Here is an 18,710-nt window from a genome sequence, read left to right as displayed (position 1 = left end):
GGCTGGATCGCCCGAATCGGTCCGCCGCGGGGGCCTGCAGCGGCGTGTCGTCCCGGCGCTTTGACGCGGCGTCGCCTTGCCCGGGCGAGCTTCCCGGCTCACTCCCCCGTGAAGTCGGGCTTGCGCTTCTGCTGGAAGGCGGCGAACCCTTCGCGGTAGTCGGCGGTGGTGCGCAGCGCCTCCTGCGCGCGGGACTCTTCGGCCACGGCATCCCAGAGTCGCTCGCCCCGCAGGCGCGCGATGAGGCGCTTGGATGCGACGAACGCAGCGGTGGGACCGGATGCCGCGACCGCGGCACGCTGCTGGGTGAAGTCGAACACCTCCTCGACGGGCATGGCGCGGCTGAAGAGTCCAGCGGCGACGGCCTCGGCACCGGACATGAGCTCGCCGGTGTAGATGAGGTCGAGCGCGCGGTGCGCGCCGAGCCGCTCGTAGAGCAGGGCATGACCGCCGGAGTCGAGCATCGCCCCGAGGCTCGCGAACGGCGAGCCGATCTTCGCGTCGTCGGCGACATAGACGACGTCCGTGGCGATGGCGAGGCCCAGGCCCACGCCGAGGCACGCGCCGTGCACCGCGGCGAACGTCGGCGCGGGAAAGGCGGCGATGCGGCGCATAAGGGTCTCCACGCCGGCGAGGTATCCGGGCACATCGTCGGTCACCGGGTCGACACCGGCGATGTCGCGGCCGGCGCAGAACGCGCGACCCTCGCTCCGCAGCACGAGCGCACGCACCCCGGCCTCTTCGGCGGTGCGGTAGGCGGCGTCCATCTCCCCCAGGTCGCGCAGCGACAGCGCGTTGAGCTTCTGCGGCGCGTTGAGCACGACCTCGGCCACGTCGCCGTCGACGGCAAGTTCGATCATGGCGTTCCTCTCAGACGTCGTAGTCGACGACGACGGTGTCGGTGGTGGGATGCGACTGGCAGGTCAGGATGTATCCGCGCTCCAGCTCGTCGGGCTCCAGTGCGTAGTTCTCGGTCATCGTCACCGACCCCTCCCGCAGGTGCGCGCGGCACGTGCCGCACACGCCGCCCGCGCACGCGAACGGGACGTCGGGTCGTACCCGGAGGGCGGCGTTCAGGATCGTCTCGTTCGCCGAGACGGGGCTGTCGACCGACTGCGACTGCCCGTCGAGGCTGAACTCGATGCGGCGCACCGGCTCGTCAGCCCCGAGCACCACGGGCCGACCCGCGGCGGGCTCGGCGCGCTCGCCCTCGCCGGTCGTGAACAGCTCGTAGCGCACGTGCGCCGGATCGACGCCCCGGTCGGCGAGGGCGTCGCGGCAGAGCTGGACCAGCTCGTAGGGACCGCACAGGAACCACTCGTCCACGGTGTCGGGCAGCACGAGCTCGTCGAGGATCCGTCGCAGCCGAGATTCGTCGATCCGCCCCGACAGCAGCGGAGCCGTGCGCTGCTCACGAGAGAGCACGTGATGCAGCGCGAGTCGGGTCGGATAGCGGTCCTTGAGGTCCGACAGCTCGTCCAGGAACATCACGTCCAGGCTCGACCGGTTGGTGTAGACCAAGGTGAACCGCGAGGTGTCCGAGCGGGCGAGCACGGTGGCGGCGAGCGCCATCAGCGGTGTGATGCCCGAGCCGGCGGCGATGCCGGCGACATGCGCGCCGTCGAGGTCGGCGAGCTTGGACGTGAAGGTGCCCTGCGGGCTCATCACGTCGATCTCGTCGCCCACGTGCAGCTCGGTCTGCGCCCACGTCGAGAACCGCCCACCCGCGTCGCGCTTGATCGCGACGCTGATCGTGCGCGGACCGTCGCCGCCGCCACCGGAGTCGGCGGCGCGGCAGAGCGAGTAGGACCGCCGCACCTCGTGACCGTCGAGCGTCGCGCGCAGCGCCACGTGCTGCCCGGCGAGGTAGTCGAACTCGTCGCGCAGCTCTTCGGGGAGTGCGAAGGTGACCTCGATGGAGGCGTCGGTGAGCGGTCGCACCGCGGCCACCCGCAGAGTGTGGAAGCGGGCACGGTGCTTGCGCTCGCGAGGACCGCCGACGGCCGACGTGAGCAGCGCCTCGGCGACCCGCTCGCGCTGCGCATCCCCCGGCCCTGGCGCATGTCGAATGGCGTCGCGCGCCATCAGTGCACCTTGAAGTGGTCGAAGGGCTCCAGGCACGCCCGGCATTCGTAGAGCGCTTTGCACGACGTGGACCCGAAGCGCGCCAGCTCGCGGGTGTTGAGCGATCCGCACCGCGGGCACCGGACCGACAGCTGCAGGCGGATGGGACCCCCGTGGGCCGCACGCCCGGTCGGAGGCGCGATGCCGTAGTCGACGAGCTTGCGCTTGCCGGCATCGGTCATCCAGTCGGTCGTCCAGGCCGGAGCCAGCGCCAGGCGCACCTCGACCTCGTGGAAACCCGCCGCGGTGAGGGCCAGCACGATGTCATCGCGGATCGCGTCCATCGCCGGGCACCCGGAGTACGTCGGGGTGATGGTCACGGTGACGTGGTCGTCCTCGACCGTCACCTCGCGCAGAACGCCGAGATCCTCGATCGTGAGCACCGGCACCTCGGGGTCGGCGACCGCTGCCGCCGCCTCCCACGCCTCCTCGGCGATCGCGTGTCCGGTCACCATGTCGCCCCCGGGTGCTGCCGGGCGAGCACCTGCATCTCGGCGAGCAGATACCCGAGCGAGGGGAAATGCGAACCGTGGCGTCCGCCGCCCGACGACGTCGCCCCCTCGGGAACCTCGATCGCGGCTTCGGCGAACACCGCGGCCATGACGGCGTCGAAACCCGCCCGCAGCGTGGAGGGCCGCACGGCGGTGTCGCCCAGGCGATCGATGAGAGGCTCGTCGCGGAACAGCTCGTCCACATAAGGCCACACGTCGCCGACCGCGCGCACCATGCGCCGCCGGGACTCGTCGGTGCCGCCGGCGAGCCGGAGCGTCCACTGCACGGCGTGATCGCGGTGGTACTCGACCTCTTTGACGGCCTTCGCGGCGATCGCCTCAAGTGTCGGGTCGGACGACTCCTGCAGTGCGGTGTACAGCTCGAACTGGAAGACGGATGCCGCGAGCTGGCGTGCGATCGTCTGCGCGAAGTCCCCGTTGGGCTGCTGGACCAGCCACACGCACCGGAAGTCGGCCTCGTCACGCCAGTACGCCAGATCGTCCTCGGCGCGGCCGTCGTACGTGCCGGCGTAGCGCAGGAACGACCGGGCGTGCCCCAGCAGGTCGAGGGCGATGTTGGCGAGCGCGACGTCCTCCTCGAGCTCGGGCGCACGGGCGATCCAGGCGCCGAGCTGCTGGGACAGGATCAGCGCGTCATCGCCGAGCCACAGTGCGTACTCGGCGACGTCGGCCGTTGCGGCGTTCCCCTCGGCACCGGCAAGTTCCGCCGAGAGCGTCACCTGCTCGACCGTGACGTCGCCGTGCGGGTCCGCGGTCGTTGAGCGAGCATCGGTCGTTGAGCGAGCATCGGTCGTTGAGCGAGCATCGGTCGTTGAGTGAGCATCGGTCGTTGAGCGAGCGGAGCGAGACGAAACGCGGCGACCCGATGAAGAGGATGCGGTCACAGGTGCGGCACCCCCTCGGACGCGGTGTAGTACGTGGCGTGACGGTAGTTCTTGCCCGCGGGGCTCTCGAAGAACGCGCCCTTCGCGTCGGGGTCGCTCGTGGTGATCGCCTCGGCCGGCACGACCCAGATGGAGGTGCCCTCGCCCCGGCGCGTGTACAGGTCGCGCGCGTTGCGCAGCGCCAGCTCGGCGTCGGGAGCGTGCAGCGAGCCGGCGTGCACGTGGCTGAGACCTCGCCCCGCGCGCACGAACACCTCCCACAGCGGCCACGACTCGCGGGGAGAGGCACCGGGGGTGGTCATGATCGAGCCTCCGTCTGTGGTTCGGGGCGTTTCGTCTCGCTTCGCTCGCTCAACGACCGTCGCTCGCTCAACGACCGCCGCTCACTTGACGACCGGGTCTCTTGCTCGCTCGACGACCGGGCGGCGAGCTGCTGCTTGCGGGCGTACTCGGCGGCCGCCTCGCGCACCCAGGCGCCCTCCTCGTGGGCGACCCGGCGATGGCGGATGCGCTCCGCGTTCATCGGACCGCGCCCGGCCAGCACCTCGTGGAACTCGGTCCAGTCGATCTCGCTGGTGTGCCAGCGCTGTGCGTCCTCGTCCCAGCGCAGTTCGGGGTCGGGCAGCGTCACGCCCAGGACCTCGGCCTGCGGCACCAGCATGCCGATGAAGCGCTGGCGCAGCTCGTCGTTCGAGAAGCGCTTGATCTTCCACGCCATCGATTGCGCGGAGTTGGGCGAGGCTTCGTCGGGCGGCCCGAACATCATGAGGGAGGGCCAGTACCAGCGGTTCACGGCATCCTGCGCCATCTCCCGTTGCGCCGGCGTGCCCTGCATGAGGGTCAGCAGGATCTCGAACCCCTGCCGCTGATGGAAGGACTCCTCCTTGCAGATGCGCACCATCGCCCGGCCGTAGGGGCCGTAGGAGGCACGGCACAGCGGCACCTGGTTGCAGATCGCAGCGCCGTCGACGAGCCAGCCGATCGCCCCCATGTCGGCCCACGTGGGGGTCGGGTAGTTGAAGATCGACGAGTACTTCGCGCGACCTTCGATGAGCTGCTCGGTCATCTCGTCGCGCGTGATGCCGAGCGTCTGGGCGGCCGAATACAGATACAGCCCGTGACCCGCCTCGTCCTGCACCTTGGCCATGAGGATCGCCTTGCGCTTGAGGCTCGGCGCCCGCGTGATCCAGTTGCCCTCGGGCTGCATCCCGATGATCTCGGAGTGCGCGTGCTGCGAGATCTGGCGGATGAGCGTCCTGCGGTAGGCCGCCGGCATCCAGTCCCGCGGCTCGACACGCGAATCGGCCGCGATGATCGCGTCGAACGCCGCCTGCCCCGCGGCCTCATCGATCGCCGCCTCTCCGATCAGCGCCTCGGTCGTCATCGTCGACTCCGTTCCGGTTGCCGAGCCGGTCATAGGATTACAGACCGTTCGTTCAGTAAAAGTGTAGTACGGCAGTGGAGGCGCCACCACGGCCTCACACCGAGCCGTCAGGGTGCGGCCGGCGCGTGGCGAAGGATCGTCCGCGGAACTCGGCGACGATCTCGCCCGTCTCGTCGGTCACGGTGACGTCGTACAGCCCGCCGCGGCCCGAGACGACGCGTCGACGCGCGTGAGCGGTGAGCGTCTGCCCGGCCCTCGTCGCCTTCAGGAACGAGATGTCGGCGCCCGCAGCGACGGTGACGCCGTCGTCTTCGTTGCAGGCCATGGCGAACGCCGTGTCGGCGAGCGCGAAGACCATGCCGCCGTGCGTGATCGCAAAGCCGTTCGTCATGTCGTCGCGCACGCGCATCGACACGATCGCCTCACCGGGCTCGTCTCGCTCGACCACCATGCCCAGGGCCGCGGATGCCCGGTCTCGCTGCAGCATGCCGCGCTGCCCGGCGAAGTGCGCGGCGGGATCGATCACGCTCCGACCTCCGCCGAGACCGGCGGTGCGGTGGCCGCGGCCGTGGCATCCGCCTCCTCCACCGTCTTCGCGACCAGGGTGAGCACGTCATAGGTCGCCACGATCTCGTCGCGCTGGTTGAGGATGACGGCGTCCCACCGCACTTCGCCATACTCGTCCGTCTCGCGCGGGGTGATCTGCTTCGCCGTGAGCACGACGCGGATCTCGTCGCCGGGCGAGACCGGCGTGACGAAGCGCAGATTCTCGAGGCCGTAGTTGGCGAGCACGGGGCCCGGGTCGGGGTCGACGAACAGCCCGGCCGCCCACGACACCAGCAGGTAGCCGTGCGCGACGCGGCCCGGGAAGAAGGGGTTGGCGGCGGCAGCGTCCTCGTCCATGTGGGCGTAGAACAGGTCGCCGGTGAACCGGGCGAACGTCTCGATGTCGTCGAGGGTGACCAGCCGGGACGGAGACGCGATCTGGTCGCCGATCTCGAGCTCGGCCAGCGACTTGCGGAACGGATGCCGGTCGGACCGCGATGCCGCGCCCTGGTGCCACACCCCCGTCAACGCGGTGAGCATCGCCGGCGATCCCTGCACAGCGGTGCGCTGCATGTGGTGCAGCACCGCCCGGATGCCGCCGAGCTCCTCCCCGCCGCCGGCGCGCCCCGGCCCGCCGTGCACGAGGTGCGGGACCGGGGCACCATGGCCGGTCGATGTGCGGGCATCGTCGCGGTCGAGGAAGAGCAGTCGCCCGTTGTAGGCGGCGGTGCGCGCGAGGAGCGTCGCGGCGACGGCGGGGTCGGCTGTCGCGACGCTCGTGACCAGCGAACCGCCTCCCCGGCCGACCAGGTCCGCTGCCTCGTCCACGCTGCGATACGCCAGGATGCTCGCCACCGGGCCGAACGCCTCTACGTCGTGGACGGCGTCGGGCAGCGCGTCGGCCGCACCGTCGAAGCCCAGCACGATCGGCGACACGAACGCGCCGTCGGGGGCCGGACCGGTCGAGCCGTCGGCGCGCGTGATGTCCGGGGCATCCGTCGTGCCCACGAGCACCCGGCCACCGGCCGCCTGCAGCCGGCCGACGGCCTGCAGCACCTCCTCGCGTTGGGCGAGGGAGACGAGCGGACCCATCGTCACCGTCTCGGCGCGCGGGTCGCCGATCACCACCCGCTCGGCGATCTTGGTGCGCAGCGCCTCGACGAGGGGCTCCACGGCGGCCTCGGGCACGATGGCCCGGCGGATCGCGGTGCACTTCTGCCCGGCCTTCGTCGTCAGCTCGACCATCAGCTGCTTCACGTAGGCATCGAATTCCGGGGTGCCGGGCACCGCGTCGGGCCCGAGCACGGACGCGTTGATCGAATCCGTCTCGGTCGTGAACCGCACACCGGGCGCCGCCTGGGCGCGAAGCCGCTCGGCCGTCGCGGCGCTGCCGGTGAACGCCACCAGGTCGCCGAGGCCCAGGTGGTCGAACAGGCCGGGCACCGCGCCGCTGACCAGCTGCAGGGACCCCGCGGGGAGCAGGCCCGTCTCGACGAGGATCCGCACCCACGCTTCAGCGACGTACGCGGACGGCGAGGCGGGCTTGACGACGGTGGGCACGCCCGCCAGGAACGCCGGCGCGAACTTCTCGAGCGCACCCCACATCGGGAAGTTGAAGGCGTTGATCTGCACGGCGACGCCGGGCAGGCGCGTGTACACGTGGCGTCCCAGGAACGAGCCGTCCTTCGACAGCGGCTCCACCGGACCGTCCAGATACACCTGCCCGTTGGGAAGCTCGCGGCGGCCCTTCGAAGAGTAGGTGAACAGGACGCCGATGCCGCCGTCGACGTCGCTCAGCGAGTCGCGCTGCGTGGCGCCCGCCCGCGCGGAGAGGTCGTAGAGCTCGTGCTTGCGTTCGGTCAGCGCCAGGGCGAACTGCTTGAGGAGCACTGCACGCTGGTGGAAGGTCAGCTCCCCCAGGCTGCGCTGTCCCACCGTGCGCGCATGGTCGAGCACGCCTTCGAGGTCGATGCCCCGGGTGCTCAGCCACGTGACCGTCTCGCCCGTCGACGCGTCGCGGACGGCGACGGGATCGGCCCCCGGGGATGGGTCGGCTCCGCCCGGCCCCGCCGCCGCGCCCGGGACCCACCACTGGTCGCGGAGGTAGCTGGGAAGGATCGCGATGCCTTCACGCTCGGTCGTCACTGTCCACTCCATTCATAGAAGCCGCGGCCGCTCTTGCGGCCCAGATGTCCCTCCGCGACGAGCCGGCGCAGCAGCTCGGGCGGTGCGAAGCGGTCGCCCAGCTTCGCCTGGAGCTCTTCGGCGATGCCCAGCCGCACGTCGAGACCCACGAGATCCGTCGTGCGCAGCGGCCCGACCGGATGCCGGTAGCCCAGCTCCATCGCCGCATCGATGTCGGCGGCCGACGCGACGCCGTCCTCGAGCATGCGGATGGCCTCCAGCCCCAGTGCGACGCCCAGCCGGCTCGACGCGAAGCCGGGGGTGTCGCGCACGACGATCGGGGTCTTGTCGAGGGCCTCGATCCATCCCCTCGCCCGGTCGACGAGCGCCGTCTCGGTCGCCGGTCCCGCCACGATCTCGACGAGCTGCGACGCGGGCACCGGGTTGAAGAAGTGCATCCCGAGGAACCGGCCCGGGCGCTCCAGTGCCGCGGCGAGGTCGGCGATGGAGATGGACGAGGTGTTGGTCGCGAGCACCGTGCCGGCATCCGTCGCCCGCTCGGCGCGGGCCAGCGCGTCGACCTTGAGCGCGCGCTCCTCGGGCACCGCCTCGATCACGAGCTCGCAGCCGGCGAGGCCGGCGGTGTCCGCCGTCGCCTCGAGCACCGCGGCGACCTCGTCCACCGTCCGGGTGGTCGTGCCCCGCTCGACGCTGCGGCGCACGGCGTCGAGGACGCGAACGGACGCCGCGGCCGCCGCGTCGGCGTCACGCTCCACGACGATCACGTGCGCGCCGGCGAGCGCGAACGCGTGAGCGATGCCCGCGCCCATGCGTCCGCCGCCGATCACCGCCACCCGCGTGGGGACTCCGGCGGATTCGGGACGCTTCGTCTCGCGTCGCTCGCTCGACGACCGGGGCTCCACGCCTTCTCGGCGCGCGTCGGCGCTCATCGCCGCTTCCTCTCCAGGAACGCCGTCATGCGCTTGTGCTTCTCGGGACTTTCGAACAGCTGCGCCTGCAGCTCCAGCTCCAGCTCAGGGTGGGCGGCGCGCGGCGCGTGCAGGGCGGTCTTGGTGTGGCGCGTGGCGAGCGGGTCGTTTCCTGCGATGCGATCCGCGAGGGCGTGGGCGGCAGCCAGGAGGTCATCGGGCTCGTAGAGCGACGACACCAATCCCCACGCGAGGGCGGTCTCGGCATCCAGGATCCGCCCCGTCAGCAGCATCTCAGCCGCCCGCGCCTCGCCCACGATCTCTGGCAGCCGCCACGTCGCGCCGGCCGCGGCGATGATGCCGAGGCCGGTCTCGGGGTTGCCGATCCGCAGTCGCGGCGTGCCGATGCGGATGTCGGCCGCGTATGCCAGTTCCGCACCGCCGCCCAGCGCAGACCCGTCGATCGCCGCGATCACCGGCATCGGCAGCCGGTGCACGCGCTGGAACGCCCGGGTGTTGATGCCGCGGCGCGCGTCGGCGGCCCGCCGCTCGCGCAGCTGCGCGATGTCGGCGCCCGATGCGAAGACGCCGTCCGCGCCGATCAGGATGAGCGTGCGGGGGTCGTGCTCCAGCTCGTCGCAGAGCTCGTGCAGCCGGTCGATGGTCTCCTGGTCGATGGCGTTGCGGACCTCCGGCCGCGACAGCGTCGCCACGACCCGGTCTCCCCGGCGCTGGATGAGCAGCGACTGCGGCATCGGCATCCTTCCGTCCGCTCCCTCGCGGTCGCCCCCATAATACCTAACCGATCGTTCAGTAATGGCCTTCCGTGCGCACGGCTCGGGCGGAACGGGATGACGGATGCCACGGCTGCGGGTGCAAGACTGGGCGCATGTCGCCCGCACCGAGCACGGAACCCGCGCAGACCGCGCGGCGCGGGCGGCCGGGTTACGACCGCGGCCAGGTGCTCGAGATCGCCGTGGCGCTCTTCAACGAGCAGGGCTACGACGCCACGTCGGTGTCGGACCTCGCTGCACGGCTGGGACTGACCAAGTCGGCCCTGTACCACCACTTCGATTCCAAGGAGCAGCTGCTCGCGCTGGCGCTCGACGAGGCGCTCGACGGTTTGGAGGGGGTGCTCGACGAGCCCGAGGCCGTGCGCGGTTCAGAGGTCGAGCGCCTCGGCGCCGTGCTGCGCGGCGCCGTGCGCGTGCTCGTGGACAAGCTGCCGTATGTCACGCTGCTGCTGCGCGTGCGCGGCAACAGCGCGGTGGAGCGGGCCGCACTCGAGCGCCGCCGCGCGTTCGACCACCGCGTCGCGGGGCTCGTCGCGCAGGCCCAGCAGGCGGGCCAGGTGCGTGCCGACGTCGACGACGCCGTCGCCACGCGCCTGATATTCGGCATGGTCAACTCGATCGTCGAGTGGTACCGGCCGGGTGGTCCTGTCGACCGCGAACGGCTCGCGCACGACGTCGTCGCGGTGGCGCTCGACGGCATGCGCACACGCTGACCCTCGACCTTCTGCCGTCCGTGTCCCACTTTCGCGCAATTCGCGGTGCTCTTGCGGCAACTTCTGGGACACGATCGCCGCAAGGTGGGACACGGCGTGATGTGACGACGGATGCCGCGACCCGCGCCGTCGAGGGCGCGGGTCGCGGCATCCGGTCGCCGGGATTCAGGCGCGGGCGACGCCGTAGATCGGGCTGACCTCCTGCTCGGCCTCGTGCTCCGGACCGAGCGGGATGCCGGAGCGGTCGCGCAGCAGCAGGGTCGCAAGGAGTCCGATCACCGTCATGCCGGCGAGGTACCAGGTCACCGACATCGTCGTGCCGGTGGCCTGGACCAGCGCCGTCGCGATGGTCGGCGCGAACGCACCGCCCAGGATCGCGCCGATCGCGTACGAGATCGACACGCCGGAGAAGCGGATCGAGGCCGGGAAGAGCTCCGAGTACAGCGCCGCCTGCGGTCCGTATGTGAAGCCGAGACCGATCGTGAGGATCGCGAGGCCCAGGAACAGGAGCCAGATGTTGCCGGTGTTCACCAGCGGGAAGAGCGTGAACACACCGACCAGCTGCAGGATCCACCCGATGATGTACGTGGTGCGGCGGCCGATGCGGTCCGATACGAACCCGGCGGCGAGCGTCGACAGCAGCCACGTCACGGCGGAGGCGGCGACCGCCCACAGCACGGGACCGCGGTCGAGGACCAGCGGCCCGTCGGGGTTCGTGGCGTAGCCCTGGATGTAGCCGCCGGTCGTCATGTAGCCCACGGCGTTGTTTCCGGCGAACACCAGCGCGGCGATGATCACCAGCAGCAGGTGCTTGCGGAACAGCTGCACGATCGGCATCCGCGCCTTCTCCTTGCGCTCGGCGAGCTCGGCGAACACGGGGCTCTCCTCCACGCGACGACGGACGTAGTAGCCGACGACGATGAGGACGACGCTCAGCAGGAACGGGATCCGCCACCCCCAGGCGACGAAGGCGTCGCCCGGAGCGATCATCGCCATGAGGGCCATCACGCCCGAGGCGAGCAGCAGGCCCAGCGGCACGCCGATCTGCGGCGAGGCGCCGAACGCGCCGCGGCGCTTCTTCGGCGCGTGCTCGACCGCCATGAGGACCGCGCCGCCCCACTCGCCGCCGGCCGAGATGCCCTGCAGGATGCGCAGCAGGACGAGCAGGATCGGCGCGGCGATGCCGATCGCCTCGTACGTGGGCAGCACGCCGATGAGGGCGGTCGCCGCACCCATGAGGATCAGCGTCCACATGAGCACGAGCTTTCGTCCGTACTTGTCTCCGAAGTGGCCGGCGAGGAACGCGCCCAGCGGCCGGAAGAGGAAGCTCACGCCGACGGTGGCGAAGGCGACGAGCGCACTGTTGGCGCCCAGCGGCGCGAAGAAGAGCTGGCCGAACACGAGCCCGACCGCCGTGGCGTAGATGAAGAAGTCGTACCACTCGACGGTGGTGCCGACGACCGTCGCGAAGACCACGCGGCGGCGGTCGGCGGATGCCGCGATGGTCCCGGTGGGGGTGAAGCCCTGCGGGGGCTGTGAGGTGCTCATGGTGACTCCTGTGTCGGGCTGACGTCGTCGTCGCGGCCAGTTCCCACTCGTGGTTGCCGCTCGCTCGACCGATGATATACGATTTCGAATACGACGCAAGAGTGAAGGAGCTCGCATGGATGAGACGACCGTCGCCTCCGAGGCGATGTCGGAGTCGTCTGCCGACGCCCGTTTCGCCGCCCTTCCCACCCGACCCGGCAAGATCATCGCGATCCACCTCAGCTACGCGTCGCGGGCGGATCAGCGCGGGCGGCGGCCGCAGCATCCGTCGTACTTCTTCAAGCCGTCGAGCTCGGTCGCGGCATCCGGTGGCAGGATCGAGCGCCCCGCGGGCACCGAGCTCCTGGCCTTCGAGGGCGAGATCGCCCTCGTGATCGGGGCGGCCGCCCGGCGCGTGCCACTGGCCGAAGCGTGGGACCACGTCGCGTGGGTGACCGCGGGCAACGACTTCGGACTGTACGACCTGCGCGCGGCCGACAAAGGTTCGAACGTGCGCTCCAAGGGCGGAGACGGATACACGCCGCTCGGCCCCTCGCTCATCGATGCCCGCACCGTCCACCCCGACGCGCTGCGCGTGCGCACCTGGCTCAACGGCACCCTCGTGCAGGAGGACACCTCGGCGGGGATGATCTTCCCCCTCCCCCAGCTCGTCGCCGACCTGTCGCAGCACTTCACGCTGGAGCCCGGCGACGTGATCCTCACCGGCACGCCGGCCGGATCATCGGTCGCCGTCCCGGGAGACGTGGTCGAGGTCGAGGTCGACGTCCCCGAGGGGCCGTCGTCGGGGCGTCTGGTGACCACGGTCGTCGAGGGGCAGGCACCCTTCGACCCCGACCTCGGCGCCCTGCCTGCGGTCGACGACCTGCAGCGCACCGAGGCGTGGGGCTCCCGCGAGGCCGCTGGGCTGCCCACAGAGGTGGCATCGGCCGTTGAGCGAGGGAGCGAAGCGACCGACACGACACGCGCCGAGTCTGCGGCCGACGCGTCCTCTCGCTCCGCGGTCCCTGAGTGGACAGGAACGCCCGGGGACCCACTCAGCACCGAGCTGCGCGCGAAGCTCGAGGCCGCGCCCGTCGCCGGTCTGTCCCAGCAGCTGCGTAAGCGCGGTCTGAACAACGTCACGATCGACGGCGTCCGGCCGCTGCATCCCGACACGAAGTTCGTGGGCACGGCGCGCACCCTCCGGTTCGTCCCCAACCGCGAAGACCTGTTCGCCTCCCACGGCGGTGGCTACAACGCGCAGAAGCGGGCGTTCGATGCCGTCGGCGAGGGCGAGGTCATCGTCATCGAGGCGCGCGGTGAGAGCGGGTCGGGAACGCTCGGCGACATCCTCGCTCTCCGCGCGCACGCCCGCGGCGCCGCAGGCATCGTCACCGACGGAGGGGTGCGGGATGCCGCAGCCGTCGCCGCCGTCGGCATCCCGGTGTACTCCGCGGGCGCGCATCCCGCCGTGCTCGGCCGCAAGCACGTGCCGTGGGATGTCGACGTCACGATCGCGTGCGGCGGAACGACGGTGCAGCCGGGAGACATCATCGTCGCCGACACCGACGGCGTCATCGTGCTGCCCCCGGCGATCGCCGAGGAGGTCGTCGACGCGGCGCTCGCGCAGGAGGACGAGGATGCCTGGATCGCCCAGCGCGTCGCGGAGGGGCATCCGGTCGACGGGCTGTTCCCCATGAACGCGCAGTGGCGCGCGCGGTTCGATGCCGAGAAGGGCGGGAAGCGATGACCGAGCTGGACACCGGAGTGGACGCTCCCAGCCAGAGCAAGTCGCAGCGCGCCTACCATTGGATCAAGGAGCGCATTGCGAGCCAGGACTTCACCCCCGGCTACCGGCTGGTGCTGGGCAGCATCGCCGGCGACCTCGACATGAGCGTCGTGCCGGTGCGCGAGGCGATCCGGCAGCTCGAGGCCGAGGGGCTCGTGACGTTCGAGCGCAACGTCGGCGCGCGGGTGTCGATGGTCGACGACTCGCAGTATCGCCACAGCATGCAGGCCCTGTCGATCCTCGAGGGCACCGCGACGGCCCTCGCGGCGCGCCGGCTCACCGCTGACGACCTGCGTGCCGCCCGCCGCGTCAACGAGCTCATGATCGAGACGCTCGAGCACTTCGATCCCCGGGCGTTCACCGCCCTCAACCACGAGTTCCACTCGACCCTCTACTCCAAGTGCGCCAACCCGCGCATGCTGGAGCTCGTGAACGCGGAGTGGGGCCGTCTCGGCCACCTGCGCGACTCGACCTTCAGCTTCGTCCCCGGCCGTGCACAGGAATCGGTGCGCGAGCACGAGAACATCGTGCAGCTCATCGAGACGGGGGCGCCGCTGGGTGAGATCGAGAAAGCGGCCCGCCGTCACCGGGCCGCGACACTCGACGCCTACATGATCCACGAGCATCCCGACGAGGCCCTGGGTCTGCCCGCGTTCTGATCCGGCATGCCGCGACCGCCGGCATCCCGCACCCCTCCGAACCCTCCGAACCCCTCCGACGAAGGAGACACCATGACCGACACCGCCACCGATACCGCTGCGGCACTCTCCACGCGACACGTGCCGGACGGGCTGCCCGAGCGCATTCAGCACTACATCGACGGCGCGTTCGTCGACTCGGTCGACGGCGACACGTTCGACGTGCTCGACCCCGTCACGAACGAGACCTACGTGCGGGCCGCGGCGGGCAAGAAGGCCGATATCGACCGCGCCGTCGCCGCCGCGCGCCGCGCCTTCACCGAGGGACCGTGGCCGCGGATGCTGCCGCGCGAACGCTCCCGCGTGCTCCACCGCATCGCCGACATCGTCGAATCGCGGGACGCCCGGCTCGCCGAGCTCGAGTCGTTCGACTCCGGCCTGCCGATCACGCAGGCGCTCGGTCAGGCACGGCGTGCAGCCGAGAACTTCCGGTTCTTCGCGGACCTGATCGTGGCGCAGACCGATGACGCCTTCAAGGTGCCCGGGCGCCAGATGAACTACGTCAACCGCAAGCCGATCGGCGTGGCCGGCCTCATCACGCCGTGGAACACGCCGTTCATGCTGGAGTCGTGGAAGCTCGGCCCCGCCCTGGCGACCGGCAACACCGTCGTGCTCAAACCGGCCGAGTTCACGCCGCTGTCGGCCTCGCTGTGGGCCGGGATCTTCGAAGAGGCGGGCCTGCCGCAAGGCGTGTTCAACCTCGTGAACGGACTCGGAGAGGATGCCGGCGACGCGCTGGTGAAGCATCCCGACGTCCCCCTGATCTCGTTCACCGGCGAGAGCCGCACCGGCCAGATCATCTTCGGCAACGCCGCGCCGTTCTTGAAGGGGCTGTCGATGGAGCTCGGCGGCAAGAGCCCCGCCGTCGTCTTCGCCGACGCCGACCTCGAGGCCGCGATCGACGCGACGATCTTCGGCGTCTTCTCCCTGAACGGCGAGCGCTGCACCGCGGGATCGCGGATCCTGGTGGAGCGCTCGGTGTACGACGAGTTCGTCGAGCGGTACGCCGCCCAGGCCGAGCGCGTGGTCGTCGGGTACCCGCACGACCCGAAGACCGAGGTCGGCGCCTTGGTGCATCCCGAGCACTACGACAAGGTCGTCTCGTACATCGAGATCGGAAAGAGCGAGGCCCGGCTCGTCGCCGGCGGCGGACGCCCCGAGGGGTTCGAGACCGGCAACTTCGTGCGGCCGACGGTCTTCGCGGATGTCGCGCCCGACGCCCGCATCTTCCAGGAGGAGATCTTCGGGCCGGTGGTCGCCATCACGCCGTTCGACACCGACGAGGAGGCCCTCGAGCTCGCCAATGGCGTGAAGTACGGCCTCGCCGCGTACGTGTGGACCAACGACCTCAAGCGGGCCCACAACTTCTCGCAGGCGATCGAGGCGGGGATGGTGTGGCTGAACTCCAACAACGTGCGCGACCTGCGCACTCCGTTCGGCGGGGTCAAGGCCTCCGGCCTCGGCCACGAGGGCGGCTACCGCTCGATCGACTTCTACACCGACCAGCAGGCCGTGCACATCACGCTCGGCCCCGCGCACAACCCCACGTTCGGCAAGGCAGATCCTTCGGCGGGCGCACGCACCCCCGCCGCCGAGCAGACCGACGCCGCCGAGAAGCTGCAGGCCTGAGCCGAGGCATCCCCCACCCATCCCGATTCGGTTTGTGCGGAGAACACGCCGCAATCGCCACGCACATGACGGCGTGTCCTTCGCACAAACCGCAGAGGACCGGCCGACCAGAGAACCACGCAAGGACGCGACAGATGACCGCCCGCAAAGACATGACCCTCACCTCCTCCGGCTTCTACGTGAGCCAGGAGGCACCGATCCACACCGACGACCCGATCCCGACGCCCACAGCCCCGGCCCCCGACATCCTGCGCTGCGCGTACATGGAACTCGTCGTCACCGACCTGGCCGCGTCGCGCGAGTTCTACGTCGACGTGCTCGGGCTGTACGTGACCGAGGAAGACGACGAGGCGATCTACCTCCGCTCGACGGAGGAGTTCATCCACCACAATCTCGTGCTGCGCCAGGGGCCGACCGCCGCGGTGGCGGCGTTCTCGTACCGCGTGCGCACGCCGGAGGACCTGGACCGGGCAGAAGCGTTCTATCGCGAGCTCGGCTGCGAGGTGAGACGCGAGCCGACCGGGTTCACGAAGGGCATCGGCGACTCGGTGCGCGTCATCGACCCGCTCGGCTTCCCGTACGAGTTCTTCTACGCCACCGAGCACGTCGAACGGCTGTCGTGGCGCTACGACCTGCACACCCCGGGCGAGCTCGTGCGCCTCGACCACTTCAACCAGGTCACCCCCGACGTGCCGCGTGCCGTCAACTTCATGCAGTCGCTGGGATTCCGCGTCACCGAGGACATCCAGGACGAGGAGGGTACGGTGTACGCGGCGTGGATGCGCCGCAAGCCCACCGTGCACGACACCGCGATGACCGGCGGTGACGGGCCCCGCATGCACCATGTCGCGTTCGCCACGCACGAGAAGCACAACATCCTGGCGATCTGCGACAAGCTCGGGGCGCTGCGCCGCTCGGATGCGATCGAGCGCGGCCCCGGCCGGCACGGCGTGTCGAACGCCTTCTACCTGTACCTGCGCGACCCCGACGGGCACCGCGTCGAGATCTACACGCAGGACTACTACACCGGCGACCCCGACAACCCCGTCGTCACGTGGGACGTGCACGACAATCAGCGCCGCGACTGGTGGGGGAACCCCGTCGTGCCGTCGTGGTACACCGAGGCCTCGCTGGTGCTCGACCTCGACGGCAACCCGCAGCCCGTGGTGGCGCGCACGGACGAGTCCGAGATGGCGGTGACGATCGGCGCCGACGGCTTCTCCTACACCCGCCCCGACGACAAGTCCGAGGCGCTGCCGAGCTGGAAGCAGGGCGAGTACAAGCTCGGCCACCAGCTGTGACGCTCATGAGGTGAAAGCGGCGGGCCGGATCAGCTTCTCGCCACCCGGATCGGCCTCCTCCGGTCGATCCAGCCCGTCGCTTTCACGCCGAGCACCGACGAAGGAGAACGGATGACCTCGATACGACCGCAGGACGGCCCGTCGGGCCAGCGGCTGCACCCGGACGACATAGCCGCGCTCGCCGCGGAACTGGCAGAGGCCGACCGCACGCACGGCGTGATCCCGCGCATCACGGCGCGGCACCCCGAGGCGACGGTGGAGGACTCGTACGCGATCCAGGGCGTGTGGCGCGACAGGAACATCGCGGCGGGGCGCACGCTCGTCGGGCGCAAGATCGGGCTCACCTCCAAGGCCATGCAGCAGGCGACCGGGATCACCGAACCGGACTACGGCGTCATGTTCGACGACACCGTCTATCGGTCCGGGGCTGAGATCCCGGTCGAGAGGTTCTCGAACGTGCGCATCGAGGTGGAGCTCGCGTTCGTGCTGAAGACGCCGCTCGAGGGCCCGGACTGCACGCTCGACGACGCCCTCAGCGCCATCGACTACGCCGTGGCGGCTCTGGAGGTGCTCAACTCGCACATCGAGCTGGAGGGTCGGACGATCGTCGACACGATCGCCGACAACGCGGCGTACGGCGCCATGGTGCTCGGCGACGTGCACCGGCGCCCCGACGAGATCGACCTGCGGTGGATTCCCGGAGTGCTCAGCCGCAACGGCGAGATCGAGGAGACGGGTGTCGCGGCGGGCGTCCTCGGTCACCCCGCGACCGGTGTGGCGTGGCTCGCGAACAAGTTCCACCAGCACGGCGCGCGCCTGGAGGCGGGCGAGATCATCCTCGCCGGCTCGTTCACCCGCCCCATGTGGGTGTCGCGAGGCGATAGCGTCAAGTGCGACTACGGACCGATGGGGGTGATCGAATGCCGCTTCGTCTGAGCCCGACGTTCCGGCAGGCGCTGGCCGCTGAGGACCGCCCCCTGGCAGGCATGTGGGTGTGCTCGGGCTCGCCGCTGGTGGCGGAGATCTGCGCCGGTTCGGGCCTGGACTGGGTGCTCATCGACATGGAGCACTCCCCCAACGGTCTGGAGTCGGTGCTCGCGCAGCTGCAGGCGGTGGCGGCATATCCGGTGACCCCGGTCGTGCGGGTGCCGATCGGCGACGTAGTGACGATCAAGCAGGTGCTCGATCTGGGGGCCCAGAACCTGCTGGTGCCCATGGTGTCGTCGAGGACGGATGCCGAGGCCGCCGTGGCGGCTGTCCGTTATCCGCCGCGCGGCACGCGAGGCGTCGGCTCGGCACTTGCCCGATCCGCGCGCTGGAACCGCGTCGACGACTATCTGCTCGATGCCGATGCGCACGTATCGCTCTTCGTGCAGGTCGAGACCGCCGCGGGAGTGGAGGCGGCATCAGAGATCGCCGCGGTCGACGGTGTGGACGGCGTCTTCGTCGGCCCCTCCGACCTGGCCGCCTCGATGGGTCTGCTCGGGCAGCAGACGCATCCCGACGTGGTGGCCGCGGTGCTGCGCACCTTCGAGGCGGTCCGTGCCGCCGGCAAGCCGGTCGGCGTCAACGCGTTCGACCCGACCGCGGCCGATTCCTACATCGATGCCGGTGCGTCGTTCGTGCTCGTCGGCGCCGACACGGCGATGCTGGCACGCGGCTCCGAGGCGCTCGCGGAACGATTCACGCGCTCCGGTCGCGAGCCGCGCGGTTCGTACTGAGGCAGCGGCATCCGTTCCCCCTCCCCTGGCGGAAC

General features: G+C 70.6%; 18 protein-coding genes. 7 read left to right on the top strand and 11 right to left on the bottom strand.

Features of this window, described 5'->3' with window-relative positions; translation table 11 throughout:
- Nucleotides 1-98 precede the first annotated feature (98 nt).
- The 10 genes from C9992_RS17565 to C9992_RS17520 form a co-directional block, all read right to left on the bottom strand.
- A complete protein-coding gene (locus C9992_RS17565; protein ID WP_106816941.1) occupies nucleotides 99-860 on the bottom strand; it encodes an enoyl-CoA hydratase/isomerase family protein in 762 nt (253 codons plus the stop codon).
- A gap of 10 nt (nucleotides 861-870) precedes the next feature.
- Nucleotides 871-2,085, bottom strand: coding sequence for a 1,2-phenylacetyl-CoA epoxidase subunit PaaE (paaE, locus tag C9992_RS17560; RefSeq protein WP_106816940.1), 1,215 nt, complete (start codon nucleotides 2,083-2,085; stop codon nucleotides 871-873).
- Nucleotides 2,085-2,579, bottom strand: coding sequence for a 1,2-phenylacetyl-CoA epoxidase subunit PaaD (gene paaD / locus C9992_RS17555; protein WP_106816939.1), 495 nt, complete (start codon nucleotides 2,577-2,579; stop codon nucleotides 2,085-2,087). The genes paaE and paaD overlap by 1 nt, the downstream gene beginning before the upstream one ends.
- Nucleotides 2,573-3,355 carry a 1,2-phenylacetyl-CoA epoxidase subunit PaaC gene (paaC, locus tag C9992_RS17550; protein ID WP_106816938.1) on the bottom strand — a complete coding sequence of 261 codons (783 nt, stop codon included), beginning with the start codon at nucleotides 3,353-3,355 and terminating at the stop codon, nucleotides 2,573-2,575. Before paaC ends, paaD begins: the two co-directional genes overlap by 7 nt.
- A 161-nt stretch (nucleotides 3,356-3,516) precedes the next feature.
- Complete coding sequence (gene paaB / locus C9992_RS17545) at nucleotides 3,517-3,822, bottom strand: 1,2-phenylacetyl-CoA epoxidase subunit PaaB (protein WP_106816937.1); 306 nt, start codon at nucleotides 3,820-3,822, stop codon at nucleotides 3,517-3,519.
- Complete coding sequence (gene paaA, locus C9992_RS17540; RefSeq protein ID WP_235008317.1) at nucleotides 3,819-4,904, bottom strand: 1,2-phenylacetyl-CoA epoxidase subunit PaaA; 1,086 nt, start codon at nucleotides 4,902-4,904, stop codon at nucleotides 3,819-3,821. Before paaA ends, paaB begins: the two co-directional genes overlap by 4 nt.
- 94 nt (nucleotides 4,905-4,998) lie before the next feature.
- The gene (gene paaI / locus C9992_RS17535) at nucleotides 4,999-5,430 is read right to left on the bottom strand and encodes a hydroxyphenylacetyl-CoA thioesterase PaaI (protein ID WP_235008316.1); all 432 of its coding nucleotides are present in this window, start codon (nucleotides 5,428-5,430) and stop codon (nucleotides 4,999-5,001) included.
- Nucleotides 5,427-7,595: a phenylacetic acid degradation bifunctional protein PaaZ gene (gene paaZ, locus C9992_RS17530; protein ID WP_235008315.1), complete on the bottom strand. Its 2,169-nt coding sequence runs from the start codon at nucleotides 7,593-7,595 to the stop codon at nucleotides 5,427-5,429. The genes paaI and paaZ overlap by 4 nt, the downstream gene beginning before the upstream one ends.
- A complete protein-coding gene (locus C9992_RS17525; RefSeq protein ID WP_235008323.1) occupies nucleotides 7,592-8,404 on the bottom strand; it encodes a 3-hydroxyacyl-CoA dehydrogenase family protein in 813 nt (270 codons plus the stop codon). The genes paaZ and C9992_RS17525 overlap by 4 nt, the downstream gene beginning before the upstream one ends.
- Before the next feature lie 116 nt (nucleotides 8,405-8,520).
- Nucleotides 8,521-9,258, bottom strand: coding sequence for an enoyl-CoA hydratase/isomerase family protein (locus C9992_RS17520; protein ID WP_106816934.1), 738 nt, complete (start codon nucleotides 9,256-9,258; stop codon nucleotides 8,521-8,523).
- 134 nt (nucleotides 9,259-9,392) lie between these two features.
- On the opposite strand from C9992_RS17520, the gene C9992_RS17515 reads away from it, so the two are divergent.
- On the top strand, nucleotides 9,393-10,010 hold the full coding sequence (locus C9992_RS17515; RefSeq protein WP_106816933.1) for a TetR/AcrR family transcriptional regulator: 618 nt from the start codon (nucleotides 9,393-9,395) through the stop codon (nucleotides 10,008-10,010).
- A gap of 165 nt (nucleotides 10,011-10,175) precedes the next feature.
- On the opposite strand, the gene C9992_RS17510 is transcribed toward C9992_RS17515, so the two are convergent.
- On the bottom strand, nucleotides 10,176-11,558 hold the full coding sequence (locus C9992_RS17510) for an MFS transporter (RefSeq protein WP_106816932.1): 1,383 nt from the start codon (nucleotides 11,556-11,558) through the stop codon (nucleotides 10,176-10,178).
- A gap of 145 nt (nucleotides 11,559-11,703) precedes the next feature.
- Between C9992_RS17510 and C9992_RS17505 the strand changes: the two genes are divergently transcribed.
- The 6 genes from C9992_RS17505 to C9992_RS17480 all read left to right on the top strand — a co-directional run bounded on the left by C9992_RS17505 (nucleotide 11,704) and on the right by C9992_RS17480 (nucleotide 18,675).
- Entirely contained in the window at nucleotides 11,704-13,287 is a 1,584-nt protein-coding gene (locus C9992_RS17505) for a fumarylacetoacetate hydrolase family protein (protein ID WP_106816982.1), read from the top strand.
- Nucleotides 13,284-13,985, top strand: a complete 702-nt coding sequence (locus C9992_RS17500; RefSeq protein WP_106816931.1) for a GntR family transcriptional regulator — start codon at nucleotides 13,284-13,286, stop codon at nucleotides 13,983-13,985. Before C9992_RS17505 ends, C9992_RS17500 begins: the two co-directional genes overlap by 4 nt.
- A gap of 72 nt (nucleotides 13,986-14,057) precedes the next feature.
- Nucleotides 14,058-15,653 (top strand): 5-carboxymethyl-2-hydroxymuconate semialdehyde dehydrogenase, encoded by a 1,596-nt coding sequence (gene hpaE / locus C9992_RS17495; RefSeq protein ID WP_106816930.1) that lies wholly within the window; start codon nucleotides 14,058-14,060, stop codon nucleotides 15,651-15,653.
- 134 nt (nucleotides 15,654-15,787) lie between these two features.
- A complete protein-coding gene (gene hpaD / locus C9992_RS17490; RefSeq protein WP_106816929.1) occupies nucleotides 15,788-16,954 on the top strand; it encodes a 3,4-dihydroxyphenylacetate 2,3-dioxygenase in 1,167 nt (388 codons plus the stop codon).
- A 111-nt stretch (nucleotides 16,955-17,065) separates the two neighbouring features.
- Nucleotides 17,066-17,890, top strand: a complete 825-nt coding sequence (locus tag C9992_RS17485) for a 2-keto-4-pentenoate hydratase (protein WP_106816928.1) — start codon at nucleotides 17,066-17,068, stop codon at nucleotides 17,888-17,890.
- A complete protein-coding gene (locus C9992_RS17480) occupies nucleotides 17,875-18,675 on the top strand; it encodes an HpcH/HpaI aldolase family protein (protein ID WP_106816927.1) in 801 nt (266 codons plus the stop codon). The genes C9992_RS17485 and C9992_RS17480 overlap by 16 nt, the downstream gene beginning before the upstream one ends.
- Nucleotides 18,676-18,710: the final 35 nt, after the last annotated feature.

The organism is Microbacterium timonense (genome assembly GCF_900292075.1).
GTDB classification, from domain to species: domain Bacteria; phylum Actinomycetota; class Actinomycetes; order Actinomycetales; family Microbacteriaceae; genus Microbacterium; species Microbacterium timonense.
The sequence above is the reverse complement of the archived record's forward strand: the minus strand, read 5'-3'. Positions and strand labels throughout refer to the sequence as shown.